At 72.8% G+C, this 25,559-nt stretch carries 22 protein-coding genes and 3 tRNA genes; 11 read left to right on the forward strand and 14 right to left on the reverse strand.

The features are described 5' to 3' along the window. Positions 1-28: 28 nt before the first annotated feature. Genes ACFYZS_RS14725 through ACFYZS_RS14735 form a run of 3 tightly spaced genes read left to right on the forward strand, consistent with a single transcriptional unit; the run spans position 29 to position 2,511 of the window. A complete protein-coding gene (locus ACFYZS_RS14725) occupies positions 29-1,324 on the forward strand; it encodes a ferric reductase-like transmembrane domain-containing protein (protein WP_389011361.1) in 1,296 nt (431 codons plus the stop codon). Between the two features lie 37 nt (positions 1,325-1,361). Then, positions 1,362-1,697 carry a hypothetical protein gene (locus ACFYZS_RS14730; RefSeq protein ID WP_389011364.1) on the forward strand — a complete coding sequence of 112 codons (336 nt, stop codon included), beginning with the start codon at positions 1,362-1,364 and terminating at the stop codon, positions 1,695-1,697. A 37-nt stretch (positions 1,698-1,734) separates the two neighbouring features. After that, a complete protein-coding gene (locus tag ACFYZS_RS14735; RefSeq protein ID WP_389011367.1) occupies positions 1,735-2,511 on the forward strand; it encodes a sulfite exporter TauE/SafE family protein in 777 nt (258 codons plus the stop codon). A gap of 25 nt (positions 2,512-2,536) precedes the next feature. Here ACFYZS_RS14735 and ACFYZS_RS14740 read toward each other — a convergent pair whose 3' ends face one another. The 4 genes from ACFYZS_RS14740 to ACFYZS_RS14755 all read right to left on the reverse strand — a co-directional run bounded on the left by ACFYZS_RS14740 (position 2,537) and on the right by ACFYZS_RS14755 (position 6,087). Next, complete coding sequence (locus ACFYZS_RS14740; RefSeq protein ID WP_389011370.1) at positions 2,537-3,157, reverse strand: class F sortase; 621 nt, start codon at positions 3,155-3,157, stop codon at positions 2,537-2,539. A gap of 148 nt (positions 3,158-3,305) precedes the next feature. Beyond that, positions 3,306-3,851, reverse strand: a complete 546-nt coding sequence (locus ACFYZS_RS14745) for a hypothetical protein (RefSeq protein WP_389011373.1) — start codon at positions 3,849-3,851, stop codon at positions 3,306-3,308. Between the two features lie 257 nt (positions 3,852-4,108). After that, positions 4,109-5,383 carry an ATP-binding protein gene (locus tag ACFYZS_RS14750; protein ID WP_389011376.1) on the reverse strand — a complete coding sequence of 425 codons (1,275 nt, stop codon included), beginning with the start codon at positions 5,381-5,383 and terminating at the stop codon, positions 4,109-4,111. Continuing rightward, positions 5,380-6,087 (reverse strand): hypothetical protein, encoded by a 708-nt coding sequence (locus tag ACFYZS_RS14755; RefSeq protein ID WP_389011379.1) that lies wholly within the window; start codon positions 6,085-6,087, stop codon positions 5,380-5,382. Before ACFYZS_RS14755 ends, ACFYZS_RS14750 begins: the two co-directional genes overlap by 4 nt. Before the next feature lie 201 nt (positions 6,088-6,288). On the opposite strand from ACFYZS_RS14755, the gene ACFYZS_RS14760 reads away from it, so the two are divergent. Beyond that, a complete protein-coding gene (locus ACFYZS_RS14760) occupies positions 6,289-6,711 on the forward strand; it encodes a gamma-glutamylcyclotransferase family protein (protein ID WP_389011382.1) in 423 nt (140 codons plus the stop codon). 26 nt (positions 6,712-6,737) lie between these two features. Here the strand turns inward: ACFYZS_RS14760 and dnaG are convergent, their stop codons facing one another. The 4 genes from dnaG to ACFYZS_RS14780 all read right to left on the reverse strand — a co-directional run bounded on the left by dnaG (position 6,738) and on the right by ACFYZS_RS14780 (position 12,247). Continuing rightward, positions 6,738-8,657 (reverse strand): DNA primase, encoded by a 1,920-nt coding sequence (dnaG, locus tag ACFYZS_RS14765; RefSeq protein WP_389011385.1) that lies wholly within the window; start codon positions 8,655-8,657, stop codon positions 6,738-6,740. 78 nt (positions 8,658-8,735) lie between these two features. After that, positions 8,736-10,001 (reverse strand): NAD(P)/FAD-dependent oxidoreductase, encoded by a 1,266-nt coding sequence (locus ACFYZS_RS14770; protein ID WP_389011388.1) that lies wholly within the window; start codon positions 9,999-10,001, stop codon positions 8,736-8,738. 93 nt (positions 10,002-10,094) lie between these two features. Next, positions 10,095-11,444, reverse strand: a complete 1,350-nt coding sequence (locus ACFYZS_RS14775) for a deoxyguanosinetriphosphate triphosphohydrolase (protein ID WP_389011391.1) — start codon at positions 11,442-11,444, stop codon at positions 10,095-10,097. Between the two features lie 65 nt (positions 11,445-11,509). Continuing rightward, complete coding sequence (locus ACFYZS_RS14780; protein ID WP_389011394.1) at positions 11,510-12,247, reverse strand: sirohydrochlorin chelatase; 738 nt, start codon at positions 12,245-12,247, stop codon at positions 11,510-11,512. Between the two features lie 405 nt (positions 12,248-12,652). Here ACFYZS_RS14780 and ACFYZS_RS14785 point away from each other — a divergent pair, with 405 nt between their 5' ends. From ACFYZS_RS14785 to ACFYZS_RS14800, 4 genes are all read left to right on the forward strand, one after another. Continuing rightward, entirely contained in the window at positions 12,653-13,321 is a 669-nt protein-coding gene (locus tag ACFYZS_RS14785) for a vancomycin high temperature exclusion protein (RefSeq protein ID WP_389011671.1), read from the forward strand. A 32-nt stretch (positions 13,322-13,353) separates the two neighbouring features. Next, on the forward strand, positions 13,354-14,136 hold the full coding sequence (locus ACFYZS_RS14790) for an SDR family oxidoreductase (protein WP_389011397.1): 783 nt from the start codon (positions 13,354-13,356) through the stop codon (positions 14,134-14,136). A 132-nt stretch (positions 14,137-14,268) separates the two neighbouring features. Further along, complete coding sequence (locus ACFYZS_RS14795; RefSeq protein WP_389011400.1) at positions 14,269-16,350, forward strand: molybdopterin oxidoreductase family protein; 2,082 nt, start codon at positions 14,269-14,271, stop codon at positions 16,348-16,350. Between the two features lie 182 nt (positions 16,351-16,532). Beyond that, positions 16,533-17,678 carry an RNA polymerase sigma factor gene (locus ACFYZS_RS14800; protein WP_389011403.1) on the forward strand — a complete coding sequence of 382 codons (1,146 nt, stop codon included), beginning with the start codon at positions 16,533-16,535 and terminating at the stop codon, positions 17,676-17,678. Between the two features lie 78 nt (positions 17,679-17,756). On the opposite strand, the gene ACFYZS_RS14805 is transcribed toward ACFYZS_RS14800, so the two are convergent. The 4 genes from ACFYZS_RS14805 to ACFYZS_RS14820 form a co-directional block, all read right to left on the reverse strand. Then, a complete protein-coding gene (locus tag ACFYZS_RS14805) occupies positions 17,757-19,691 on the reverse strand; it encodes an ABC transporter ATP-binding protein (protein ID WP_389011406.1) in 1,935 nt (644 codons plus the stop codon). Beyond that, complete coding sequence (locus tag ACFYZS_RS14810) at positions 19,688-21,421, reverse strand: ABC transporter ATP-binding protein (RefSeq protein WP_389011409.1); 1,734 nt, start codon at positions 21,419-21,421, stop codon at positions 19,688-19,690. Before ACFYZS_RS14810 ends, ACFYZS_RS14805 begins: the two co-directional genes overlap by 4 nt. A 159-nt stretch (positions 21,422-21,580) precedes the next feature. Next, positions 21,581-23,035 (reverse strand): FGGY family carbohydrate kinase, encoded by a 1,455-nt coding sequence (locus tag ACFYZS_RS14815; RefSeq protein ID WP_389011412.1) that lies wholly within the window; start codon positions 23,033-23,035, stop codon positions 21,581-21,583. A 73-nt stretch (positions 23,036-23,108) separates the two neighbouring features. Beyond that, the gene (locus tag ACFYZS_RS14820) at positions 23,109-23,411 is read right to left on the reverse strand and encodes a YtxH domain-containing protein (RefSeq protein ID WP_389011415.1); all 303 of its coding nucleotides are present in this window, start codon (positions 23,409-23,411) and stop codon (positions 23,109-23,111) included. A 146-nt stretch (positions 23,412-23,557) separates the two neighbouring features. Here ACFYZS_RS14820 and ACFYZS_RS14825 point away from each other — a divergent pair. From ACFYZS_RS14825 to ACFYZS_RS14835, 3 genes are all read left to right on the forward strand, one after another. Then, positions 23,558-23,630: transfer RNA gene (locus tag ACFYZS_RS14825), tRNA-Asn, on the forward strand. Between the two features lie 5 nt (positions 23,631-23,635). After that, positions 23,636-23,708, forward strand: a tRNA-Asn gene (locus ACFYZS_RS14830). Positions 23,709-23,893: 185 nt separating this feature from the next. After that, positions 23,894-23,967: transfer RNA gene (locus tag ACFYZS_RS14835), tRNA-Ile, on the forward strand. A 574-nt stretch (positions 23,968-24,541) separates the two neighbouring features. Here ACFYZS_RS14835 and ACFYZS_RS14840 read toward each other — a convergent pair. Beyond that, on the reverse strand, positions 24,542-25,117 hold the full coding sequence (locus ACFYZS_RS14840; RefSeq protein WP_389011418.1) for a hypothetical protein: 576 nt from the start codon (positions 25,115-25,117) through the stop codon (positions 24,542-24,544). Next, positions 25,114-25,503: a ParA family protein gene (locus ACFYZS_RS14845; RefSeq protein WP_389011674.1), complete on the reverse strand. Its 390-nt coding sequence runs from the start codon at positions 25,501-25,503 to the stop codon at positions 25,114-25,116. The genes ACFYZS_RS14840 and ACFYZS_RS14845 overlap by 4 nt, the downstream gene beginning before the upstream one ends. Positions 25,504-25,559 lie beyond the last annotated feature (56 nt).

The following is a 25,559-nucleotide window of genomic DNA, read 5'->3' on the forward strand; positions in this document are numbered from 1 at the left end:
GGTTCGGACGGCCCTTAGCGTGATCCTCGTGCGAGATGCGGCGATGCGGGTCAAGGGCGGGATGCTCGGCGGGGCGGGGCTGGTGGCACTGCTGTGGGCGGCCCAGGTGCGGCCCTCCGCGCGGCTCGACGCCCTGTTCGCGACCGCCGCCCATCTGACCGGCCTGCTCGCCGGGTACGGGGTGCTCGTACTGCTCTTCCTGATGGCGCGGGTGCCCGCCGTCGAGCACGGGGTCGGAGCCGACCGGCTCGCCCGCTGGCATGCGCGCGGCGGTCGGCACGTGCTGCTGCTCTGCTTCGGGCACGCCCTCTTCGCCCTGTGCGGATACGCCGTCCACGAGGGCGTCGACGTGGTCTCCGCCGTCCGGGAGCTGTTCGGCTACCCCGCGGTGGCCGCCGCCTTCGTCGGGACGGCCCTGCTGGCCGCCGTCGGGGTGGGCTCCGCCCGGGCCGTACGCCGCCGGGTCAGCCACGAAACCTGGCGCGGGGTGCACCTCCTCGTCTACCTCGCCGCCTCGCTGGCCTTCGGCCACCAGCTCGCCGGGCCCGATCTGGCCCTGACCGGCTGGTTCTGGGCCCTCGCCCACGCCACCGTGGCCGTCCTGCTGGTCTGGTACCGGGCCGTGGTCCCCGTACGGCAGGCCCTGCGGCACGCGCTGCGGGTGGCCGAGGTGCGGGTCGAGGGGCCCGGGGTGGTCTCCGTCGTCGTGTACGGGCAGCACCTGGAGGAACTGCGCGCGGAGCCGGGCCAGTTCCTGCGCTGGCGGTTCCTGCAGCGCCGCCTGTGGCACACCGCCCTGCCGTTCTCGCTGTCCGCGCCGGTCCGGGGCCACGCCCTGCGGATCACCGTGAAGGCGCTCGGCGGGCACTCCCGCCGGATCCGCAGGCTGCGCCCCGGGACCAGGGTCATCGCGACGGGGCCGTTCGGGGCGCTCACCGCCGCCCGGCGGACCAGGACCAAGGTGCTGCTGATCGCGGGCGGGGTCGGCATCACGCCGATGCGGGCGCTGTTCGAGACGCTGCCCGGCGGGCCGGGGGAGATCACCCTGCTCTACCGGGCCGGTGCCGCGGAGCACCTGGTACTGCGCTCCGAGTTGGAGGCCATCGCCGCCGAGCGGCGGGCCGGGCTGCACTACCTGCTCGGATCCTCCGACGCGGCCTACGATCCGCTGGCCCCGCAGGCGCTGCTCGCCCTGGTGCCGGACCTGACCGAGCACGACGTCTACCTGTGCGGGCCGCCGGGGATGGCCGAGGCGACGCAGAGCGCGCTGCTGCGGGCCGGGGTGCCGGCCGGACGCATCCATTCCGAGTGCTTCAGCTTCTGACTCCGACCCACGTGTGATCCCGAGAGGCCGCCGCGCCATGCGCCATCCGCTGCACGTCCCCCTGTCCGTACCGGTCGGATTCTCCGGCTCCGCCCCCGCCACCGCCGTCGCCCCCGCCCCCGCCCCCGCCTCCGAGTCCGCGCCGCCGCCCGCGGCCCGGCACCGGGGGCCCCGGCGGCCCTCCGCCCTGCGGGCGGGCGTGGCCGCGCTGGCCGCCGTACCGCCCGCGCGGCGGCTCGCGGCCGGGCTCGGGCTGGCCAGTGTGCTGGCCGCGACGGCGCTGACCGCGACCGTGAATCCGGCGGCCCCGGTGGCCCCCGACCGGGTGCCGGCCCGGCAAAGCTCAACCTTTGCGCAAGTTTCCGGCGATTGATGGTTGCTGCACCCATCGGCTCCATAGGGTCGTGGCCGTGCCTGACATATCAACGACCATGATCATCGTGCTGTGCGTGGCCGCGGCGGCGGCCGGCTGGATCGACGCGGTGGTGGGCGGCGGGGGACTGCTGCTCCTGCCCGCCCTCCTCCTCGGCCTGCCGAACGCCCACCCCGCCGCCGTGCTCGGCACCAACAAGGCCGTGGCCATCGTCGGCACCGCGGGCGCGGCGGTGACGTACGCGCGCAAGGCACCGGTGGACGTGAAGCTCGCCGTCCGGATCGGCATCGCCGCGCTCGCCGGATCCATGGGCGGCGCCGCGCTGGCCGGCGGGATCAGCAAGGACACCATGCGCCCGCTCATCATGGGCGTACTCGTGATCGTCGCGGGCGTCGTGATCTTCAAGCCGGGCTTCGGCACCGCCCCCTCGGCCGCGCCCGTCAGCCGGCAGCGGGTGCTGCTCGCGATCGGGCTCGCAGGCCTCGGCATCGGCTTCTACGACGGGCTCATCGGGCCCGGTACCGGCACCTTCCTGGTGCTCGCCCTGACCGCGCTGCTCCACCTCGACCTGGTCACCGCCTCCGCGACGGCCAAGATCGTCAACTGCTGCACGAACGCCGGGGCGCTCGCGATGTTCGCCTACCAGGGCATGGTGCTGTGGCAGCTGGCCGCGCTGATGGCGGCCTTCAACCTGGCCGGCGGCATGGTCGGAGCGCGGATGGCGCTGAAGAAGGGCAGCGGGTTCGTACGCGGCGTGCTGCTGACGGTGGTGGCCGCGCTGGTGGTCAAGCTCGGTCTGGAGCAGTGGGGCTGATCCGGTCCTATCCGCAAGGTGCCTGCTAGTACGTGCCGGTGAGGTGGGCGAAGACGACCACGTTGCCCTGGTAGCCGGTTCGCGGCGAGAAGCCCCCGCCGCAGGTGATCACCCGGAGCTCGGCGCGCGGCGAGGGCCCGTACACCCGGGAGTCGGGGAAGCGGTCGGCCTCGTAGACCTCGACCGCGTGGACGGTGAACACGGCCGTACGTCCGTCCGCGCGCGGCACCTCGATCGCGGCTCCGCGGTGCAGCGCGCCGAGGTGGTAGAAGACCGCCGGGCCCGTGGCGTGGTCGACGTGGCCGACGACGACGGCGGTGCCGACCGCGCCGGGGGTGGTGCCGCCCTGGTACCAGCCCGCCAGATCGCGGCGGGCGGGCGGCGGCACCTCGATGCTGCCGTCGGGGCCGAGGCCCAGCCCGGTCAGCGGGGCGTCCACCCGGATGGACGGGATCCGGATCCGGGCGGGCGGGGAGCCGGGGAGCGGGTCGATGCTGCCGGGGTAGTGCGCCTGCGTGCCGAGCGCGTCGGCGGGGGAGGGCAGCGGGGGGCCGGTCGACTGGCCGGAGCCGCTGCCGACGAGCCAGATGCCGACGCAGGCGGCGAGCGCGACGAGCCCGCCGCGACCGGCCTGGCCTCTGCCCATGGGTGCCCCCTGGCGGTGTGATCCGGGCCCGTGTCCCGTGTTCGTATGGCAGGCCGTCGCCCGGCCCCGCGAACGGGGGGGACCTCGCGGGGCGGGCGACGGGGGACGGTACCGGTCGGACCGCGGCCGCAGCCGCGGTGGGCGCCCGTCAGCTCCGCGTGCCGCTCGCCCGGCGACGCAGGAGCCAGGTACCGCCGACGGCGGCCGCGGCCAGCACGACCGCTCCCGCCGTGATCTTGGTGGGGTCGACGGTGGTGGTGGTCGTCCCGCCACCCACCCCGGTGCGGACGTGGCCCTTGGGGCCGCGTTCGGTGACGACCAGGTCGCCGGTGGCGAACTTGCCGTCGGCGCAGGTCGCGCCGATGCCGTAGGTGCCCGGGCGGGTGCCGCGGGCGATCTGGAACTGCCCGATGACCACCTCTTTGTGGGTGCCGGGAACCAGCTTGAAGCGGCCGCCGCCGACCGTGGTGGCATCGCCGTCGGCGTGGCTGCCCGCGCCGCAAGCGGTGGTGTTCACGGTGACGACGGCCCCGGGAGCGGCGTTTTTCGGCCAAACTTCGAGCTTCGCGAAGTCGCCGGGTGCGAAGCCCGCCGTGCCGAGCTCCGCGGCGGCGACCGCCCCGGCGACCGGGCCCGTGAACGCGGCGGCGGTCAGCGCGGTGGCGGTGAGCACGTGGGCGGTGCGTCGGCGCATGGGGGCTCCTGGAGACACGGGGTCGTGTTCCCGAGGAAACCCGGCCCGGCCGCGACGCGCCTGCTGATGTTCCGTCAGATCTCCTCGCGCGGCCGTCGTTTCCGCAGGTCACGACCGCCGTCCTCGGCCGTCCGGGTGCAGCACGCCGTCCGGGTGAGCGGGGGCCGGAGCCGGTGCCCGAGCCGGTGCCGGAGCCGCTGCCCGAGCCGGTGCCCGAAGCGGTGCCCGGGCCGGGGTTCGAGTTCCCGCCCCCCCGCTCACACCGCGGGCAGCGTCACCGTCGCTGCGGCGCCCGCCGGAGCCGGGTTCGACAGCGTCACCCGCGCCCCGATCACCTGGGCCTGACCGAAGGCGATCGTCAGGCCCAGCCCCGTGCCCTGCCCCCGCTCGGCCGCACCCGTCAGGAAGCGCTGCGGCCCCTCCCGCAGCAGCTTCACCGGGAAACCCGGACCGGAGTCCCGTACCGTCACCTCGTTCCCGCAGACCATCACCGTGACCGGCTCCCCACCGTGCCGACGGGCGTTGACCAGCAGGTTCGTCAGGATCCGCTCCAGCCGCCGGGCATCCGTACGGACCACCGCCGGGCAGTCGCCGCCGACCACCTCGGCCGCCACCCCCGACCGCCGCGCGATCGCGGTGACCAGCGGACCCAGCGCGTGCGCCCCCAGCTGCGCCTCCTCCCGGCGCGCGTCCAGCCGCGCCACTTCCAGCAGGTCCTCGGTCAGCGTCCGCAGCGCCGCGACCCGGTCGCGGACCAGCTCCGTCGGCCGCCCCGCCGGCAGCAGCTCGGCCGCGGTGTGCAGCCCCGTCAGCGGGGTCCGCAGCTCGTGCGCCACGTCCGCCGTGAACCGCTGCTCCGCCTCCAGCCGCTGCTGGAGACTGGCCGCCATCGTGTCCACCGCCGAGGACAGCTCGGCGACCTCGTTGCGGGTCCCCGGCATGCCCGACGCCCCGATGCGCGCGTCCAGTTCGCCCTCGCTGATCCGGCGGGCCGTCTCGGCCGCCGTCCGCAGGTCCTTGCTCAGCCGGCTCGCCATCAGCGCGCCGCCGATCGCCGCGAGCGTCACGACCCCGGCCCCGGAAGCCACCAGCTGCTGGTCCAGTTCCAGCAGTTCGGCCTGTTCCCCGGCCAGCGGCCGGCGTACGGACAGCACGTGCTCCCCGCCGACGGGGCGCGCCGCCCACACCGCCGGATCCGGCCCGGACAGGTCGAGGTAGGTGGTGCGCTGCCCCGCCAGCGCTGCCCGGCGCAGCGGGCCCGGCAGCCGCGGGCAGTCGATCCACGCGTCGGCCTCGCCGACCTTGTCCTCGTCCAGCCGCCCCGTGAGCTCGTACACCTGGCGCACCCGGATCAGCTGCGCGAGCGCGCTCTCCCGGGCCGCGTCGCCGATCTGTTGGGCCCGCGCATCGTGGATCAGTACGCCGATCGTCACCGCGACCAGCGAGCAGCCGACCGCGAGCAGGATCGAGATCTTCCAGCGCAGGCCGAGGGCGCGCAGCAGGTGGCGGCAGCGGATCAGGACGGGTCTCACTCGCACACCTGGCCGTACCTGTCGGTGCGCCTCGGCTGCGGGGTCCGATCGCTGTCGCAGCCCGGCAGGGACTTGGTGTAGCGCCGTTCGTCGCTGACGACCCGCATCCGCTCGCCGTCCCAGTGGTAGCGGACGGCCTGCTCGGAGCCGTCGTCGGCGGCGGTGCGCAGCAGCAGGTCGCCGCCGATGGTCTCGGCGGCCAGCCGCCGGCCGACGGTGAAGAGGATGGGGACGATCCGGGTGCCCTCGGCGGTGTAGACGGTCAGCGCGGTACGACCCGTCTCCGCGTCGGCGGCGACGATCAGGTCCTGGCCCCCGTCGCCCGTGAGGTCGCGGAAGACGGGCGGGCGCAGTCCGACCTTGCCGGGTGCGTCGATCCAGCCCTTCGCCGCGAAGGCCTTCATCTGCTTGTCGGCGCGTACAACGTCCTGCACGTTCACCGCGGGCAGCCCGCCGGGTCCCACTTCGGGCGCGTTCTGCAGCGGTTGCGGCGGGGGCTCCCGGGTGCCGACCGATTTTCCGGGCCCGGAGACGGAGTGGTCGGTCCACAGCGGCCAGAGCGACTCGGGCCGCGGCTGGGCCGATACGGGTGGCGCGGGCTCGCCGACGCCCAGCCCTCCGGGTGCGGAGCAGCCGCCGACGGCGAGCGCGCACAGGAGGGCGCAGGCCAGGGCGGCGGCGAGGGGGCGGGTGGGTCGCTTCATGGGGAGCCAAAGGGGGTCTTGAGGCGGGACAGACCGAAGGTAGACGGCGACGATCACGGGCACCGGGAGGTTGTGTAACAGCGGTGCGTACGGTGGAGGGGCGCAGGCAGAATCGGGACCAAAGTCCCGGGCAGCGCGCTGTCCGCCGTACCCGAGGGAGGGCCCCGTGACATCAGCCGATCGGCCGCAGGTGAAGGCAGGATGACCGCCGAGCTCCCCTTCTTCGTCTACGGGACCCTGCGCCCGGGGGAGGTCAACCACGACCTGTTCCTGCGGGGCCGCACGGCCGCCGAGGAGCCCGCCCGGCTCCCGGACGCCCTCCTGTACGACGGTCCCGGCTACCCGTACGCCGTCCAGCACCCGGGGTCGGAGATCGTCGGCGAGCTGGTCACCGCGGCGCCCGGCGTGTACGGGAGGCTGCTGGCCGACCTGGACCGGCTGGAGGAGTACCACGGCCCCGACCGGCCGCTGAACGTCTACGACCGGGTGTGCCGGAACGCGGTCCGCCCGGACGGCACCCGGACCGCCGCCTGGGTCTACCTCGCGGCCCCGCTGCTGGCCCGGCGGCTGCGCGCGTCCGGCACCGAGATACCGGGCGGCGACTGGTTCAGAAGACGGAGCTAGGCCGTGTCTTTCGGATCATGCCGGGCCTACAGGCCCTCGGCGCCGCGGTTGCGCAGGCGCTGGCCGTACTGCTGGAGGACCCAGAGCTCCTCTTGGACCGCCGCCAGCTGCTCCGGCGGGGCCTGGGTGCCCAGGCGCGACATCGTGCCCTGGATGTCGTGGACCCGGCGGTCGACCGCGCGCAGCCGCACCTGGACCAGCTGGACCCCCGCGTAGACCTCGTCCACGGTCTTGGCGTGGATGGCCTCCACCGCCAGCTCGGTGACCAGCGCGCGGACCGTGTCGTTCGGCGCGGCGTCGCGGACTCGGGCCAGGTAGTCGTCGGTGCCCAGGGAGGCGCCGCCCGCGGCCTGGATGGCCTCGCGGACCGCCGCGTAGGGCGGGGCGGTGAACTCGTCGACCCCGTAGGCGTCGAAGGCCGGCGAGACCAGGGCCGGCCGCTGGAGCGCCAGTTTGAGCAGCTCGCGCTCGGTGCGGTGCGCGGGGCTGCGCAGGTTCAGCGCCGGTCCGCCGCCCACGGGGGCGCCCGCCGTCGGGGCCGCCTCGTACGAGGACGCCGGCGACGGCCGGCCGCGGCCCTGCTGCTGCCCGCCGCCCTGGCCGCCCCGCTCCCGTGCCCAGCGCGCCAGCTGCGCGACCCGCTTGACGACGAACTGCTCGTCGCGGATGCCGAGCATCCCCGCCAGCTGGACCGCCGACTCGTGCTGGATCGCGATGTTCTTGATGTTGGCGACGACCGGCGCAGCCTCGTCCAGCGCGGCCGCGCGGCCCGCCGGGTTCTCCAGGTTGTGCCGGGCCACGATGTGCCGCAGCGCGAACTCGAACAGCGGGGTACGCGCCTCCACCAGCGCGGACACCGCCGCGTCCCCCTGCGCCAGGCGCAGGTCGCACGGGTCCATGCCGCCGGGGGCGATGGTGATGGAGGTCTCGGCCGCGAACTTCTGGTCGTCCTCGAAGGCGCGGAGCGCGGCCTTCTGCCCGGCCGCGTCACCGTCGAAGGTGAAGATCACCTCGGCCGTCGCGTTGTCCATCAGCAGACGGCGCAGGATCTTGATGTGGTCGCCGCCGAAGGCGGTGCCACAGGTCGCGATCGCGGTCGTGACCCCGGCCATGTGGCAGGCCATCACGTCCGTGTAGCCCTCGACCACCACGGCCCGCGAGGTCTTCGCGATCTCCTTCTTCGCCAGGTCGATGCCGTACAGCACCTGGGACTTCTTGTAGATCGCCGTCTCCGGCGTGTTCAGGTACTTGGGCCCGTTGTCGTCGTCGCGCAGCTTGCGCGCGCCGAAGCCGACCACCTCGCCGCTGATGTCGCGGATCGGCCACATCAGCCGGCCGCGGAAGCGGTCGATGGGCTTGCCGCTGCGGCTGTCCTGGGCCAGGCCGGAGGTGATCAGCTCCTTGTCGCTGAAGCCCTTGCCGCGCAGGAAGCGGGTCAGGTGGTCCCAGCCGGCCGGGCTGTACCCGACGCTGAAGTGTTCGGCCGCGGCCTGGTCGAAGCCGCGCTCGGCGAGGAACCTGCGGCCGATCTCGGCCTCGGCGCCGCCCAGCTGCTCGACGTAGAACTGGGCGGCCGCCTTGTGCGCCTCGACGAGCCGGATCCGCTCGCCGCGGCCGCTGGTGCCGGCGGTGTACCCGCCCTCCTCGTACCGGAGGGTGATGCCGGCCTGCCCGGCGAGGCGCTCGACGGCTTCCGAGAACGACAGGTGGTCGATCTTCATGATGAAGTCGAGGGTGTCCCCGCCCGCCTGGCAGCCGAAGCAGTGGTAGAGACCCTTGCTGGGGCTGACCTGGAAGGACGGGGACTTCTCGTCGTGGAAGGGGCAGAGGCCCTTGAGGTTGCCGCCGCCCGCGTTGCGCAGCTGGAGGTAGTCGGAGACCACGGCGTCGATCGGGACCGCGTCCCGTACCGCCTTCACATCGTCGTCGTTGATCCGTCCTGCCACCCGTGAAGTCTACGGCCGGGCGCCCGCAAACCCGTCAGGCCCCCTGCCGCGACCGTCGGGCTCCCCGCGGGGCGTGCCCTATGCCTCCACCAGCGACTCCAGCGGAACCGACGGGTCCGCCAGCGCTTCGCGGTTGACCGGTGTCTTCGAGCGGATCAGGGCCTGGATGTGCTCGGTGACATCCCACACATTCACGTTCATACCGGCCAGCACCCGCCCGTCCGACAGCCAGAACGCGATGAACTCCCGCTTGGCCACGTCGCCGCGGATCAGCACCTGGTCGTAGCCGCCCGCCGGGGCGTACCCCGAGTACTCCAGGCCCACGTCGTACTGGTCGGAGAAGAAGTACGGCACCCGGTCGTACGAGACCTCCTGGCCCAGCATCGCCCGCGCCGCGGCCGGGCCGCCGTTGAGGGCGTTCGCCCAGTGCTCCACCCGCAGCCGGGTCCCGAGCAGCGGATGGTGCGCGGCGGCCACGTCCCCGACGGCGAACACGTTCGGATCGCTGGTCCGCAGCGAGGCGTCCACCGCGATGCCGCCGCCGTGCTGCCGGTCGACCAGGGCCAGCCCGGAGGTCTCCGCGAGCGCGGTGCGCGGCGCCGCCCCGATCGCCGAGAGCACGGCGTGCGCCGGGTGCTCCTCCCCGTCGTCGGTCCGGGCCGCGAGCACCATGCCGTCGTGCCCGACGATCTCGGTGAGCCGCGCGCCGAAGTGGAAGCGGACCCCGTGCTCCGCGTGCAGGTCCCCGAACAGCCGGCCGATCTCCGGACCGAGCACCGCGTGCAGCGGGGTCGCCAGCGGCTCGACCACGGTGACCTCGGCCCCGTACCCCCGGGCCGCGGCCGCGACCTCCAGGCCGATCCACCCCGCGCCCGCGATCAGCAGGTGGCCGTTGTCCCGGCCGAGGGTGGCCAGTACGCCCTTCAGCCGCTCGGCGTGGGCGAGCCGGCGCAGGTGGTGCACCCCGGCCAGGCCCGTGCCCGGGATGTCGAGGCGGCGCGGCTCGGCCCCGGTGGCCAGCAGTAGCTTGTCGTACTGCAGCGCCGTGCCGTCACCGAGGACCACCTTGCGGGCCTCCCGGTCCAGCTGGACCGCGGGCTGGCCGAGGTGCAGCTCGATGTCGGCCTTCGCGTACCAGGACGGCTCGTGGACGAAGACGCTGTCGCGCTCCTCCTTGCCCTGGAGGTACCCCTTGGACAGCGGGGGCCGTTCGTAGGGGTGGTCGCGCTCGTCGCCGACCAGGATCACCCGCCCCGTGAACCCCTCGGACCTCAGCGTCTCCGCCGCCTTGGCCCCGGCGAGCCCTGCGCCGACGATGACGAATGTCCGGTGTGCGTCGACCACCTGATGCCTCCTCATAACCTCTCCGCCACATGCGACCACATGCGAGCGTCCCGCACTGAGCCTGCCGCGTGAAGGGGGAATGGCCCGATCGGCTCACCCGAGGGGGCGGCGCGCGCGCCGTGTGAGCCGGGCGTGCAGGGAGCGCGCGGAGGCGTCCGTGAGCGCCGCGATCTGGTCGATGACCGCACGTTTGCGCGCTCTGTCGTCGGGTGCGGCATCGAAGATCGCCCGGAACTGCGGGTCCAGCCCCTCGGGGGCCCGGGCGCTGAGGGCCTCGGCGAGTTCGGCCAGGACGATGCGCTGGTCGGCGCGCAGCCGCTCCTGCTCGTCGCGCTGCATCACGTACAGGTCGGCCACCGCCTTGAGGACCGCGCACTCGTTGCGCGCCTCGCGCGGGACGACCAGCTCGGCCGCGTACCGGGTCAGCCGGCCGGAGCCGTACGCCTCGCGGGTGGCGCCCTCGGCGGCCAGGCAGAACCGGCCGATCAGCTGGCTGGTGGCGTCCTTGAGGCGGGCCTGGGCGACGGCCGACCCGTCGTACCCGTGCGGCCACCATTCCTGCTCCATCAGCCGGTCGAGGGCCTCGCGCAGCTCCTCCGGCTCGGTGTCGGACGGCACGTACCGGCCGATCGCGACCCGCCAGATCGCCGTGCGCTCGGGCTCGGCGAAGAGGAGGTTGGGGTCGAGGTGCCCGGCGTGCAGCCCGTCCTCGAAGTCGTGGACGGAGTACGCCACGTCGTCCGACCAGTCCATCACCTGGGCCTCGAAGCACTTGCGGTCCGCGGGCGCCCCGCGGCGCAGCCACTCGAAGACCGGCAGGTCGTCCTCGTACGCGCCGAACTTGACCGAGTCGGGCTCGGTGGGGTGACCGCCGCGGGCCCAGGGGTACTTGGTGGCGGCGTCCAGGCAGGCCCGGGTGAGGTTGAGGCCGACGCTGACGAGCTCGCCGGTGGCCGGGTCGGGCACGAACCGCTTCGGCTCCAGGCGCGTGAGCAGGCGCAGCGACTGGGCGTTGCCCTCGAAGCCGCCGCAGTCCTTGGCGAACTCGTTCAGCGCCTCCTCGCCGTTGTGCCCGAAGGGCGGGTGGCCCATGTCGTGCGACAGGCAGGCGGCTTCGACCAGGTCCGGATCGCAGCCGAGGGCCGCGCCGAGCTCGCGGCCGACCTGGGCGCACTCCAGGGAGTGCGTCAGGCGGGTACGGGGGCTGGCGTCCCAGTCGTACGAGCGGCTGCCCGGGGTGACCACCTGGGTCTTCCCGGCGAGGCGGCGCAGCGCGGCGGAGTGCAGCACGCGGGCCCGGTCGCGCTGGAAGGCGGTCCGCCCGGGGCGTTTGTCGGGCTCGGCGGCCCAGCGCTCGGTGTCGGACGCGTCGTACGGGGCGCCGGGGGCGTCGGGGTCGGGGTGGGGGACGGGTGCGGTGCCGGTGCGTTCCATGCCTTCCATGCTCAGACGGTAACCGGGAACACCGACAATGCGACCAATCCGAGCAATCCGCGCGGGCGAGGTCTTTACGCGGTGGCCAGTTTCAGGGGGGTGTCGACGGGCAGGGGGGTGAGCCGCCGGGCCAGGGCCTCGTCGTAGCGGTGGAGCACGAGGCGGGCCAGGGCCGGGTGGTCGGCGAGCGGGGCGGCCGCCGGGCCGGGCGAGGCGGCGGCGCACTGCGCGGCGAAGCGTCCGGGGGCGGTGAAGTACGAGGCCACCGCGATCCGGTGGTGGCCGCGGGCGGCCAGGGCGCGGACGGCGTCGGGGACCGCGGGGCCGGCGCCGGAGGCGTAGGCCGGTACGACGGGCGCGCCGCCGAGGCGCTCGCAGAGCAGGGCGGCGCTGCGGCGGGTGTCGGCCGCCGAGTCGGGGTCGCGGGAGCCCGCGGCGGCGAGGACGACGGCCGTGCCCGCGCCGGGGGCCCAGCCGGCCTCCAGGAGCCGCTCGTACAGGGCCTCGACCAGCAGGGGGTGCGGGCCGAGCGGGGCGGCGACGCGGGTGTCCAGGTGGGCGGCGCGGGCGGCGGCCGCGGGGATGTCCCGCTTGACGTGGTGACCGCGGCCGAGGAGCAGCGGGACGAGCACGGCCGCGCCGCTGGCGGTGCGGAGGGTCTCGCCGAGCAGGGGCCGGTTCAGCTCGATGTGGCCGAGCCGGACGTCGAGGCGGGGGCGGAGCTCGCGGATCCGGTCGAGGAGGGTCAGGACGGCGGGGAGGGCGCGGGGGTCGCGGCTGCCGTGGGCGACGGCGACGAGGGTGGGCTGCATGCGGGGGCTCCGTCTGACCGGTCCCCGGCCGGGCGCCAGGGGCGCAATCCGCTGAGCTGCGTGCCGAGTTGGGCCGTGATCCGGGTCAGCAGCTCCGTGGCGGTGGCGGGGGGAAGGGGGAGGGACAGGGACTCGGGAGGGTGCACCAGCTCCGTCATGAACCGATCCTGCGGGCCGGAGATGTCGGTGGCGTTGCGCAGGGGTGACGGGTGTTTACCGGGAGCTCACCCGCTCATTCGTACGAGTGAAAGGCGGGGTGGGGGGAACTGGGGTGCGGCCGTAGATCGTCAATGTGTGCGAACGACGTGTGGCGCAACGGGGGGACCGATCATGAAGCGGAATCCGAAGCAGGAGCAGGAGCAGGAGCAGGAGCGGAAGCAGGAGCGGAAGTCGAAGCGGAAGCTGATGCCGGGCTGGATGAGCACGGTGGCGGGGCGGCGGCGGGCCGTCCAGGCGGTGGCGGCCGGGTGCGTGCTATTCCTGCTGCCCTCGGCGTGGACGCACGCGGCGGCCGCGGACCGGCTGCGGACCACGGCCGACGCGCCGGCCGCCGAGGTGGCGGTGGTCTTCGGGGCGGGACTGTGGAACGGGCGTCCGACTCCGTATCTGGCCAGACGGCTCGACGCGGCGGTGGAGCTGTACCGCACGGGCAAGGTCAAGGTCGTGCTCGTCACCGGGGACAACAGCCGCACCGAGTACGACGAGCCCGACGCGATGCGGACGTACCTGACGGCCCACGGGGTGCCGGAGGACCGGGTCGTCAGCGATTACGCCGGGTTCGACACGTGGGACTCCTGCGTCCGGGCCAAGGAGATCTTCGGGGTGAAGCGGGCGGTGCTGATCAGCCAGGGCTTCCACATACGCCGGGCCGTCGCGCTGTGCGATGCGGCGGGCCTGGACGCGTACGGGGTCGGGGTGGACGACGAGCACGACGCGACCTGGTACTACGGCGGCACCCGCGAGGTCTTCGCGGCGGGCAAGGCGGCGCTGGACGCGGCCTTCAAGCCGGAGCCGCGGTTCCTGGGGCCGAAGGAGCAGGGGGTGTCGCGGGTCCTGGCCGCTCTGGCAGACTGACGCACCGTCGGCTGAGTATGCCGATTAGTCATATGTCTTCGTCGGGGGTGCGGACCGTGGCCGTTGTGGATCTGACCGGCAAGACCGTCGTGATCACCGGGGGAGCGCGCGGGCTGGGCGCGGCGGCGGCGCGGGCCGTCGTGGACGGGGGCGGCAGCGTGCTGATCACCGACGTGCTGGAGGCGGAAGGCGCTTCGACGGCCGCCAAGCTCGGCGGCGCGGCGCGGTTCCTGCGGCACGACGTCACGAGCGAGGCCGACTGGCAGGCCGCCCTCGATCACGCGGTCGCCGAGTTCGGCCGGATCGACGGCCTGGTCAACAACGCCGGCATAGCCACCGGGCAGCTGCTGGAGCACGAGAGCGTCGAGCACTTCCGGCAGGTCGTCGAGATCAACCTGGTCGGCACGTTCATCGGCATCAAGACCGCGATACCGCTGCTGCGGGCGAACGGCGGCGGCTCCATCGTCAACATCTCCTCCGCGGCCGGGCTCATGGGCCTGGCGCTCACCGCCGGGTACGGGGCCTCCAAGTGGGGTGTGCGCGGCCTGTCGAAGATCGGCGCGGTGGAGCTCGCCGAGGCGGGGATCCGCGTCAACTCGGTGCACCCGGGCATGACGCTGACCCCGATGACCGCCCCGATCGGCATCCGGGCCGGCGAGGGCCTCTTCCCCGGCGCCCCGATGGGCCGCGTCGGCGCCCCGGAGGAGACGGCCGCGGCGGTCGCCTTCCTCCTCTCCGACGCCGCCGCGTACATGACCGGCGCCGAACTGGCCGTGGACGGCGGCTGGACGGCCGGGCCGCCGTCGAGGCCCTGACCGGCCACCGGCCGGCCCGGCCCGAGCACCGCACGCCCTCACCGGGGGGTGCGGTCCGCGCTGAGGTGGTCGTACGGGGCGCGTAACCGGGGGCGGCGGCCGGCGTAACACCGGCGGCGCAGGCTGGGCCCCATGCGCACCCCGGATTCCGCCACCGCCACGCACTGCCCGTACTGCGCGCTGCAGTGCGCGATGTTCCTCCGCCCCGAGCCGGGAGGCACGGGCGTGGTGGTGGAGGAGCGGGCCGATTTCCCCGTGAACCGGGGCGCGCTGTGCGGCAAGGGGCGGACCGCCCCCGCCGTGCTCTCCTCCCGGGTGCGCCTGACCGGCCCGCTCGTCCGCGCCCACGCCACGGGACGGCTGGAGCCGGCCACCTGGGAGGAGGCCCTCGACGCCGTCGCCGAGGGCCTCGCCCGCACGGGCCGAACGCACGGACCCGACGCGGTCGGGGTGTTCGGGGGCGGCGGGCTGACCAACGAGAAGGCCTACGCGCTCGGCAAGTTCGCCCGCGTCGCCCTGCGGACCTCGCAGATCGACTACAACGGCCGCTTCTGCATGTCCTCGGCCGCCGCCGCCCACCAGCGGGCCTTCGGCCTGGACCGCGGACTCCCCTTCCCGCTGGAGGACATCCCGCGGACCGGCTGCCTCGTCCTCGTCGGCTCGAACCCGGCCGAGACCATGCCGCCCGCCCTGCGCTACCTCACCGAACTCAAGGCGAACGGCGGCACGCTGATCGTCGTCGACCCGCGCCGGACCCGCACCGCCGAACAGGCCGACCTGCACCTCGCCCCCCGCCCCGGCACGGACCTCGCGCTCGCCCTGGGCCTGCTGCACCTGGTCGTGGCCGAGGGCCGTACCGACGAGGAGTTCATCGAAGGGCGCACCACCGGCTGGGCGCAGGCCCGCGCCGCGGCCATGGCGCACTGGCCGGAGCTGGTGGAGCGGATCACCGGCGTGCCCGTACCCAAACTCCGCGAGGCCGTCGCCCTGTTCTGCGCGCCCTCCTCCGCGATGGTCCTGACCGCCCGCGGGCCCGAGCAGCAGTCCAAGGGCACCGACACCGTCGGCGCGTGGATCAACCTCTGCCTGGCCACCGGCCGCGCCGGACGCCCGCTGTCCGGGTACGGCTGCCTCACCGGCCAGGGCAACGGCCAGGGCGGCCGCGAGCACGGCCAGAAGGCCGACCAGCTCCCCGGCTATCGGAAGCTCACCGACCCGGCGGCCCGGGCGCACGTCGCCGAGGTCTGGGGCGTCGACCCCGACAGCCTGCCCGGGCCCGGCCGCAGCGCGTACGAGCTCCTCGACGCCCTCGGCACGGAAGTGAAGGCCCTCCTCCTCATGGGCTCCAACCCGGTGGTCTCGGCCCCCCGCGCCGCCCACGTCGAAGGCCGCATCCGCTCCCTGGACTTCCTGGCCGTGGCGGACGTGGTCCTCTCCGAGACGGCGGCCCTCGCGGACGTGGTCCTCCCCGTCGCCCAGTGGGCCGAGGAGACCGGCACCACCACCAACCTGGAAGGCCGCGTCCTGCTGCGCCGCCGGGCCCTGACCCCGCCGCCCGGGGTCCGCACCGACCTCGACGTCCTGCACGGCCTGGCCGGCCGCCTCGGCATCGAGAAGGGCTTCCCGACCGACCCCGAGGAGGTCTTCGAGGAGCTCCGCCGGGCCTCGGCCGGCGGCCCCGCGGACTACTCGGGCATCTCCTACGCCCGCATCGAAGCCGAGCAGGGCGTCTTCTGGCCCTGCCCGGACGACTCCCACGCCGGCACCCCGCGCCTCTTCCTGGACCGCTTCGCCACCGACGACGGCCGGGCCCGCTTCGCCCCCGTCTCCCACCGCGACGCGGCCGAGGTCCCGGACGCCGAGTACCCGGTCCTGCTCACCACCGGCCGCGTGGTCTCCCAGTACCAGTCGGGCGCCCAGACCCGCCGCGTGGACGAGCTCAACGCGGCCGCCCCCGGCCCCTTCGTGGAACTCCACCCGCGCCTCGCGGCCCGTATCGGCGCGGTCGAGGGCGCCCCGCTCGCGGTCGTCTCCCGCCGCGGCCGCGCCGTGGCCCCGGCCCGCATCACGGACGCCATCCGTGCGGACACGGTCTTCATGCCCTTCCACTGGCCGGGCGAGGGCCGCGCCAACACCCTGACCAACCCGGCCCTCGACCCGGTCTCGCGCATGCCGGAATTCAAGGTCTGCGCGGTCCGCGTGGAGCCGGCCTGACCGCAGGTCACCTCCGGCGACCGTCCACCGGCCCGAGCGCCCGGGCCGGGAACCGGCGGGCGTGCGCACGGCATCGAACTCTCGGACATGCGTCCGATCCGCATCGGGATTCCCGGCGGGGGGTAACCATCCGGTCACGCACCGGACTCAGAAAGTGCACGCACGCCCCTCGTGGCAGTGATGTGTCGTACCCCACACTGAAGTGCGGTGCCCCCGTCCTCGGAGCCCTGGAGGTCGCCCCCGTGCAGACCCAGATCCTGACCGTCAACGTGAGCCCGCCCGTCCAGGACACCGAGGCCACCGCGGCTGAAGAGCCCGAGGTCGAGGCCGTGGACGAGGAACCGGAAGAGCCCGAGGTACTGGAGCTCATCGAGCAGGTGCCCGAGCCCCGCCGGCGCGCCGACACCGGCGGAGCGGGTCCTTCCGCCGACCTGTTCCGCCAGTACCTGCGCGAGATAGGCAGGATCCCGCTGCTCTCCGCCGCCGAGGAGGTCGAGCTCGCGCGCCGCGTCGAAGCCGGCCTGTTCGCCGAGGAGAAGCTGGGCAACACCCCCGACCTCGACCTGCGGCTCGCCCTCGACCTCGACAAGCTCGTCGTCATGGGCCGGATGGCCAAGAGGCGCCTCATCGAGTCGAACCTGCGGCTCGTCGTCTCCGTCGCGAAGCGCTACGTGGGCCGCGGGCTCACCATGCTCGACCTCGTGCAGGAGGGGAACCTCGGCCTCATCAGGGCCGTCGAGAAATTCGACTACGCCCGCGGCTACAAGTTCTCCACCTACGCCACCTGGTGGATCCGGCAGGCGATGTCGCGGGCCCTCGCCGACCAGGCCCGCACCATCCGCGTGCCCGTCCACGTCGTCGAGCTGATCAACCGCGTCGTCCGCGTCCAGCGCCGCATGCTCCAGGAGCGCGGGTACGAGCCCACCGCCGAAGAGGTCGCCGTCCACCTGGAGCTGACCCCCGAGCGGGTACTGGAGGTGCTGCGCCTCGCCCAGGAGCCGGTCTCGCTGCACGCGCCGGTCGGCGAGGAGGACGACGTCGCCCTCGGCGACCTGATCGAGGACGGGGACGCCGCCTCGCCCATGGAGTCCGCCGCCTTCTTCCTGCTCCGCGAACACCTGGAAGCGGTGCTGTCCACCCTCGGCGAGCGCGAGCGCAAGGTCGTACAGCTGCGCTACGGCCTGGCCGACGGCAGGCCGCGCACCCTGGAGGAGATCGGGCGGATCTTCGGCGTGACCCGCGAGCGGATCCGGCAGATCGAGTCGAAGACGCTCAACAAGCTCCGCGACCACGCCTTCGCCGACCAGCTCCGCGGCTACCTGGACTGAGTACGCGCACCCGAGCCCGGTACGGAGAAGGGGTGCCCCCTCCCGAGGGCACCCCCACACCAAGCCGAGACCTCGACGCTAGTCGACCTCGGCCACCGCCTGAGCGAACTGCGCCGCGTACAGGCGCGCGTACGCGCCCTCCGCCTCCAGCAGCTCCTCGTGCGTGCCCTGCTCCACGATCGAGCCGTTCTCCATCACCAGGATCACGTCCGCGTCGCGGATCGTGGACAGCCGGTGCGCGATCACGAAGGACGTACGGCCGTGCGCGAGGCGCGCCATCGCCTTCTGGATCAGCACCTCGGTACGGGTGTCCACCGAGCTCGTCGCCTCGTCGAGCACGAGGATCACCGGGTCCGACAGGAACGCCCGGGCAATGGTGATCAGCTGCTTCTCGCCCGCGCTGACGCCCGCGCCCTCGTCGTCCAGCACGGTGTCGTAGCCGTCCGGCAGGGTGCGGATGAAGCGGTCCGCGTGGGCGGCCCGCGCCGCCTCCTCGACCTCGGCCCGCGTGACCTCGCGCGCCGCGCCGTACGCGATGTTCTCCGCGATGGTCCCGCCGAACAGCCAGGTGTCCTGGAGCACCATGCCGATGCCGCCGCGCAGTTCCTCGCGGGTCATCTTCGCGATGTCCACCCCGTCCAGGGCGATCTCGCCGCCCGTGACCTCATAGAACCGCATCAGCAGGTTCACCAGCGTGGTCTTGCCGGCGCCCGTCGGGCCGACGATCGCGACCGTGTGGCCGGGCTCGACCGTCAGCGACAGGTTCTCGATCAGCGGCTTGTCCGGCTCGTAGCGGAAGGCCACCTTGTCGAGCGTGACCTGGCCGCGGATCTGCTCCGGACGCTCCGGAACCACGGCGTCCGGCTCCTGCTCCCGCGCGTCGAGCAGCTCGTACACCCGCTCCGCCGAGGCGACACCGGACTGCACCAGGTTCGCCATCGACGCGACCTGCGTCAGCGGCATCGAGAACTGGCGCGAGTACTGGATGAAGGCCTGCACGTCACCGATCGACAGGCTGCCCGAGGCCACCCGCAGACCGCCCACGACCGCCACCAGCACGTAGTTGATGTTCGAGATGAAGAACATCACCGGCTGCATGATCCCGCTGACCAGCTGCGCCTTGAACGAGGCCCGGTACAGCGCCTCGTTCTGCTCGGCGAAGACCGCCGCGGACTCCTTCTGCCGTCCGAAGACCTTGACCAGCGTGTGGCCCGAGTACATCTCCTCGATGTGCGCGTTCAGTGCGCCCGTCGACTTCCACTGCGCCACGAACTGCGGCTGCGACTTCTTGCCGATCTTCGCCGCGACGAAGACCGACACCGGGATCGTCACCAGCGCGACCAGCGCCAGCAGCGGAGAGATCCAGAACATCATCGCCAGCACGCCGACGATCGTCAGCAGCGAGTTGAGCAGCTGGCCCATCGTCTGCTGGAGCGTCTGACCGATGTTGTCGATGTCGTTGGTGGCCCGGCTGAGCACCTCGCCGCGCTTCTGCCGGTCGAAGTACGACAGCGGCAGCCGCGACAGCTTCGCCTGCAGCTCCTCGCGCATCCGGTACACGGTGCCGTTCATGATGTGGTTCGACAGCCGCGTCGCGACCAGCATCAGCAGACCGGCGAGGACGAAGACGCCCAGCGCCCACAGCGCCACCGTCCCGACCGCACCGAAGTCGATGCCCTTGCCCGGGGTGAAGTCGGTGCCGGACAGCATGTCCGCCATCCCGCCCTGGCCCTCGGCGCGCATCGCCGCCAGCGCCTGCTCCTTGGTGGTGCCGGGCGGCATCTTCTGCCCGACCTCCCGGCCGACGATCCCCGCGAACACGAGGTCGGTGGCCCTGCCGAGGATCTTCGGACCGACGACCGAGCAGCCGACGCTGCCGACGACGGCGGCGACCATGCCCCACAGCCTGCCCCGGTCCTGCGCGATCTGGCTCAGCAGCCGCTTGCCCGAGCCCTTGAAATCCATGGACCGCTCGGCCGGCCCCATCATCATCCGTCCTCCGGGCCCGCTCATGCGGCCTCCGCCTCCGTCAGCTGGGAGAGCACGATCTCCCGGTAGGTCTCGTTGTCGGCCATCAGCTCGTGGTGGCGTCCCTCGCCCACGACCTGGCCCTCGTCCAGCACGATGATCCGGTCGGCGTCGCGGATCGTGGAGACCCGCTGGGCGACGATGACCACCGTCGCCTCCTCCGTCTCGCGCGCGAGCGCCGCGCGCAGCGCCGCGTCCGTCGCGTAGTCGAGGGCGGAGAAGGAGTCGTCGAAGAGGTAGATCTCCGGGCGCTGCACCAGCGTGCGGGCGATGGCCAGACGCTGGCGCTGGCCGCCGGAGACGTTCGTTCCGCCCTGGGTGATGGGCGCGTCCAGACCGCCCTCCAGCTCCGACACGAAGCCCTTGGCCTGCGCCACGTCCAGCGCGTGCCACAGCTCCTCGTCGGTGGCGTCGGGACGCCCGTACCGCAGGTTGGAGGCGACGGTTCCGGAGAAGAGGTACGGCTTCTGCGGGACCATGCCGACCGTCTTGGCCAGCAGCTCCGGGTCGAGGCGGCGTACGTCCTGACCGTCGACCAGCACATCGCCGCCGGTCGCGTCGAACAGCCGCGGGACCAGGCCCAGCAGCGTGGACTTGCCGCTGCCGGTGGAGCCGATGACCGCGGTGGTCTCGCCGGGGCGGGCCACCAGGTCCACCCCGCGCAGCACCGGCGCCTCGGCGCCCGGGTAGCGGAAGTCGGCGCCGCGCAGCTCGAGCTGCCCGCGCGCGAGCAGCTTGCGCACGGGGTCGACGGGCGGGACCACGCTCGACTCGGTGTCCAGGACCTCCTGGACGCGCTCGGCGCAGACCTCGGCGCGCGGCACCATCATGAACATGAAGGTGGCCATCATCACGGACATGACGATCTGCATCAGGTAGGCGAGGAAGGCCGTCAGCTGACCGATCTCCATGCCGCCGCTGTCGACGCGCATCGCGCCGAACCAGATGACGGCGACGCTGGAGACGTTCACGACCACGATCACGGTCGGGAACATGAGCGCGAGCAGCTTGCCGGCGGCGAGGGAGACCCCGGTCAGGTCGGCGTTGGCCTCCCGGAACCGCTCCTTCTCGTAGTCGTCGCGGATGAAGGCGCGGATCACGCGGTTGCCGGTGATCTGCTCGCGCAGCACCCGGTTCACGGTGTCCAGGCGGACCTGCATCTTGCGGAACAGCGGCCGCGTCCGGAAGACGATCGCACCGACCGACAGGCCGAGGACGGGGACCACGGCCAGCAGCACGCCCGAAAGCTTCACGTCGAGCGAGAGCGCCATGGCGATGCCGCCGATGCACATGATCGGCGCCGAGACCATCAGCGTGAAGGTCATCAGGACCAGCATCTGGATCTGCTGCACGTCGTTCGTCGTACGCGTGATCAGCGAGGGCGCGCCGAACTGGCCGAGCTCCCGCGCGGAGAAGCTCTGCACCCGGTCGAAGACCGAGGCGCGGATGTCGCGGCCGACGGCGGCCGCGGTGCGGGCGCCGAAGTAGACGGCGCCGACGTTGCACACGAGCTGGACGAGGGAGACGCCGAGCATCAGCGCACCGAAGCGCAGGATGTAGCCGGTGTCCCCGCTGATGACACCGTTGTCGATGATGTCGGCGTTCAGTGTCGGCAGGTAGAGGCTTGCACTGGTCTGCAGCAGCTGCAGCAGGACGAGCAGGGCGATCGGTTTCCGGTACGGACCCAGATGGGTCCGCAGAAGTCGTATGAGCACGCGCAGGCTCCGGTCGGCAAGATCGAGGGGGTTCACTCCATCTTCGGCCACCGCGCGGCCGATCCCCACCGGTTTTCGCAAAGGCCGGTCAAAAGGAGTAGACCGGCCGCCGGGCGTACTCCAACGGCAGTAGGCCCGGCGCCCGAGCGTGCGTCGCGCTCAGCCCTGGAAGGCCCCCGGGTGGATCTGCTCCCGCGTCGCGATGTACTGCTGGCGCACCGCCTGCCAGGCCGGGTACTCCTCGCCCGGCTCGAAGACCTGCGCCGCCGGACCCGGCCACACCGGCGGGGTGTGCGGGGCGAGCGTGCCCTGCTGCACCCCGAGCGCCCACGCGGCCTGGCGCGCCGCGCCCAGCGCCGCGTAGTCGGCCGGCGCGGGTACGACGACCTGCGTCCCGAACAGCCCCGGAGCCGCGGCCTGTACGGCGGGCAGCTCGGCCGCGGCGCCGAGCAGGAACACCCGGCGGATCTCCACCCCGCGCGAGCGCAGCACGTCGAGCGCGTCGACCAGCCCGCACAGCATGCCCTCGAACGCGGCGCGCGCCAGGTGCTCCGGCTTCATCGAGTCCCGCCGCAGCCCGGACAGGGTCCCGGCGGTGTGCGGCAGGTTGGGCGTGCGCTCGCCTTCCAGGTACGGCAGGAGTACGAGGCCGTGCGCACCCGGCGTCGACTTCAGCGCGAGCGCGGACAGCCCCTCCAGATCGGTGCCCAGCAGCTCGGCGGTGCCGCGCAGCGCCCGTACCGCATTGGAGGTGTTCACCACCGGCAGGTGCATGCCGCTGGCGTCGGCCAGCGAGGTGATCAGCCCGCCCGGCTCCGACAGCGCCTCGTGGTGCACGGCCATCACCGATCCGGACGCGCCCAGCGAGACCACCGCGTCGCCGGGGCCGAGGCCCAGTCCGAGCGCGGCGGCCATGGTCTCCCCGGTGCCGGCGGAGATCAGCAGCCCCTCCGGCGTCATCCCGGCGGCCTCGGCCGGCCCGAGCACCTCGGGCAGCAGGGCCATGTGCCCGAGCGCCAGTTCGACCAGGTCGGGGCGGTAGGAACCGGTGGCCGGCGACCAGTACCCGGTGCCCGAGGCGCCGCCCCGGTCGGTGGTCCGCCGGGCCGGCCGGCCCAGCAGCTGCCACACCAGCCAGTCGTGCGCGGACATCAGCACCGCCACCCGGCGGGCCGCCTCCGGCTCGGTGCGGGCCAGCCAGGCCAGCTTCGCCACCGGCTGGGCGGAGTGCGGGACGGATCCGACGGCCTCGGACCAGGCCTGCCGGCCGCCGAGCGCCTCGATCAGGTCGGCGGCGGCGACCTGGCCGCGCTTGTCGTTGCCGATCAGGGCCGGACGTACGAGGGCGCCCTGCTGGTCCAGCGGCAGCAGTCCGTGCTGCTGCGCGGAGACGCCGATGGCCTGCACGCCTTCGAGCAGCCCGCCGCCGGCGGCCTCGCCGAGGGAGAGCAGCCAGGCCTGGGGGTCGGTCTCGTGGGGGTGGACGCTCTCGGGATCGCCCGCGGGCTGCGGATGCGGGGCGTACCCCTGGCGCAGCACGGCACCGGTGTCGGTGTCACAGACGACGATGCGAGTGAAGGCGGAAGAGCTGTCCAGCCCGGCGACTATCCCCATGCGGAGAATTCTGCCGCACGCAGGGGCGGGATCCGCCGCCCGGAGGCGCCGGATCCCGCCTGGTTCCCGCGGTTCAGGTGTTGCTGGTGCCCCATTCATCCTCGGAGCCGCCGCCGGCCCGGTCGCGCAGTCCCCGTACCCGCCCGGCGAGGGAGGCGGGCACCGCGTCGCCGACCTTGTCGCTCACGGCGGCGAAGGCCTTCCCGGCGTACTCGCGCCCCGTGTGACCGGCGCTCTCGGCGGCGTTGCGCACCGCCGGGTTCTGCGCGAACCCGCGCGCGGACTTCTTCAGCTGCTCGTAACGCTCGCGCCCCGCGCGGGTGCCGAGGACGTATCCGAGGGCCAGTCCGACCACGAACGTGACCTTGTACCGCATGCCTGCCACCCTTCGTCGTGTGGTGCCCGGCCCGCTGGCGATACCGATTGGCGGAGCACCCCCCTGCTTGCGCTAATCTATGACTCGCAACGGGCGCTCGCCCCTCCAGCAAGGCCGGAGGTGGGCTGTTCGGTGCACCGCAGCAATCCCCTGTAGCTCAATTGGCAGAGCAGCCGGCTGTTAACCGGCAGGTTACTGGTTCGAGTCCAGTCGGGGGAGCGCAGTCCCCTGTAGCTCAATTGGCAGAGCAGCCGGCTGTTAACCGGCAGGTTACTGGTTCGAGTCCAGTCGGGGGAGCGTGAAAGAAGAGGACCTCACGCGAGGTCCTCTTTCTTTTTGCCCCGGTCCTGGAACCGGGCAGCCCTCAGAACGGTCTCCCTCAGCAGGCGAAGCCGATCATGCGAGGCATCCGAGGCAGGAGATCGTATGAGCGGCTATGCTGCGGCAGACGGCGCGCACACATGTACGCGCCACGCCGTGAAGGGGCGGTAGCTCAGCCGGTTAGAGCAGCGGACTCATAATCCGTCGGCCGTGGGTTCGAGTCCCACCCGCCCCACTGCGAGCCGCAGGTGAAGAATCGTTCTCACCTGCGGCTTTGGCGTTTGCAGGGGCTGCCGCGCCCTCGGTGAGCCAGGCTCAAGCCTTTGGCCGGGAACCACCTGGGAGTGAGAGTCCCCCGGTTGGACCTGCTCGCGCCCCGGGCGCGGCGCGAGGGAGGCCGCCGCCTCGGTCGCGTACGGGTCTGTGGTGATCGTCACGGTGAAGCACCCGAGGCACTTCGAGGCGAGCGTCATGCCCGCCGACCCTGCCCGCCGGGTGGGTGCGTGCCGTCCTTGAACGGGGCGGCGTGGATCAGGCCACTGAAGAGCTTGCGGACGTGATCCGGGTGCGGGCATGCCGCCGGCACGTCCCGCTTCTTGAGCCCGGACACCTGCGCGATCTGCTGTCGGACGACGATCACCCGCCGGACGAAGTCGACGCCGTCCGGTGGGGGCCCGCACACCTCGCCGCAGCGCGGACCCGTTCGACGAAGGTCGGCTCACCGAAGAGTGAGGGCCTGCCCGGCGGGGGAAGGCCCTCACAGGCGGTCATGTCGACGATTCTGCCGTCAGCCGCGCTCCTCGTCGCCGTCAGTCTTCCCCGGCGGGAGGGCCGCCGGTGCTGCTGCGGAAAGCGGATCCCTTACTGCTCCTCGCTTCCACGCGTTCGACGATGCGTTCGATGACGCGCTGGGGGTCCTTCCATTTCATGGCCAACCGGTCGTGATCCATGCCGTGTTCGGCGACGATGTCCCTGAGCTGTTCCAGATCCAGTGTCGCGAGCCGTGCACGCATCCCGTCCTCGCCGGCCTCCGCAAAAACGGCGAAGGGGTCGATCAAGCCTTTCGCTCGTCGACTGGACCGCTGTCGGCGTTCCACCGCATGTTCCCGGGCGGTGTCCGTCGGGCCGGAGAGCGCCTTGCCGAGCGTCTTGGAGAAGCGTGCTGTGCGAGACGCTTCCAACGCGATCGCCTCGATCACGCGCGCCAAGGTTCTGGCCAGTTCCGGATGGGAAGCCCCGAGCTGCAGCAGCGCCTCCGCGCTGTGCTGGACGTCCGCGCCGAGAGAGTCCGCCGAGGGGTTGGTCGTAGAGGTGGCCAGAGCCGGGCCCGCCGGTTCCACGGGCGAAGTGGCGGTCGGCCCTTCGGTGCACGGATTTTCTGTCATACCTTCTCCTCGACCAGCGAGATGAACTCCTTCGTCAAGGCGCGGAAGATATCGTGCTGGCCTTGGTATCCGTACTTCTGTCGCAGAGTGCTGGCACTGACGTGCTCTGCCGATGCGGCAATCTGATTTGCTTCGGGTACGTAAGACGACAGGACGACCGGAAGTTGAGGGTCATTTTCGAGTCGACGTACCGTATTTGTGTGGACCGTCGACGCCTTGCGGAATTTGGTGACAACGATCCCGATTTCGGTGATTGTCTCGCCCAAGCCGTCGGCGAACGCCTTGACGCGTTGCTGAATTTGCGGAATCCCGTACGTCGAGAGCACGTCCGGAATCGTCGGGATGATGTAGCCGTCCGAGATTCGAAGCCCGTTCAGCGTGACGATTCCGAGGTTCGGGGGGGCAGTCGACGAGTACGTAGTCGTAGTCGTCGATGATCGGC

Source organism: Streptomyces sp. NPDC001903, assembly GCF_042891345.1.
Classification (GTDB): domain Bacteria; phylum Actinomycetota; class Actinomycetes; order Streptomycetales; family Streptomycetaceae; genus Streptomyces.

What these genes read in the sequence shown, in the direction of transcription:
- ACFYZS_RS14730 (WP_389011364.1), top strand. Translation starts at nt 1,362, where the DNA reads ATGCGCCATCCGCTGCACGTCCCCCTGTCCGTACCGGTCGGATTCTCC.
- ACFYZS_RS14740 (WP_389011370.1), bottom strand. Translation starts at nt 3,157, where the DNA reads ATGGGCAGAGGCCAGGCCGGTCGCGGCGGGCTCGTCGCGCTCGCCGCC.
- ACFYZS_RS14745 (WP_389011373.1), bottom strand. Translation starts at nt 3,851, where the DNA reads ATGCGCCGACGCACCGCCCACGTGCTCACCGCCACCGCGCTGACCGCC.
- ACFYZS_RS14755 (WP_389011379.1), bottom strand. Translation starts at nt 6,087, where the DNA reads ATGAAGCGACCCACCCGCCCCCTCGCCGCCGCCCTGGCCTGCGCCCTC.
- ACFYZS_RS14760 (WP_389011382.1), top strand. Translation starts at nt 6,289, where the DNA reads ATGACCGCCGAGCTCCCCTTCTTCGTCTACGGGACCCTGCGCCCGGGG.
- ACFYZS_RS14775 (WP_389011391.1), bottom strand. Translation starts at nt 11,444, where the DNA reads ATGGAAGGCATGGAACGCACCGGCACCGCACCCGTCCCCCACCCCGAC.
- ACFYZS_RS14780 (WP_389011394.1), bottom strand. Translation starts at nt 12,247, where the DNA reads ATGCAGCCCACCCTCGTCGCCGTCGCCCACGGCAGCCGCGACCCCCGC.
- ACFYZS_RS14785 (WP_389011671.1), top strand. Translation starts at nt 12,653, where the DNA reads ATGCCGGGCTGGATGAGCACGGTGGCGGGGCGGCGGCGGGCCGTCCAG.
- ACFYZS_RS14790 (WP_389011397.1), top strand. Translation starts at nt 13,354, where the DNA reads ATGTCTTCGTCGGGGGTGCGGACCGTGGCCGTTGTGGATCTGACCGGC.
- ACFYZS_RS14795 (WP_389011400.1), top strand. Translation starts at nt 14,269, where the DNA reads ATGCGCACCCCGGATTCCGCCACCGCCACGCACTGCCCGTACTGCGCG.
- ACFYZS_RS14805 (WP_389011406.1), bottom strand. Translation starts at nt 19,691, where the DNA reads ATGAGCGGGCCCGGAGGACGGATGATGATGGGGCCGGCCGAGCGGTCC.
- ACFYZS_RS14815 (WP_389011412.1), bottom strand. Translation starts at nt 23,035, where the DNA reads ATGGGGATAGTCGCCGGGCTGGACAGCTCTTCCGCCTTCACTCGCATC.
- ACFYZS_RS14820 (WP_389011415.1), bottom strand. Translation starts at nt 23,411, where the DNA reads ATGCGGTACAAGGTCACGTTCGTGGTCGGACTGGCCCTCGGATACGTC.
- ACFYZS_RS14840 (WP_389011418.1), bottom strand. Translation starts at nt 25,117, where the DNA reads ATGACAGAAAATCCGTGCACCGAAGGGCCGACCGCCACTTCGCCCGTG.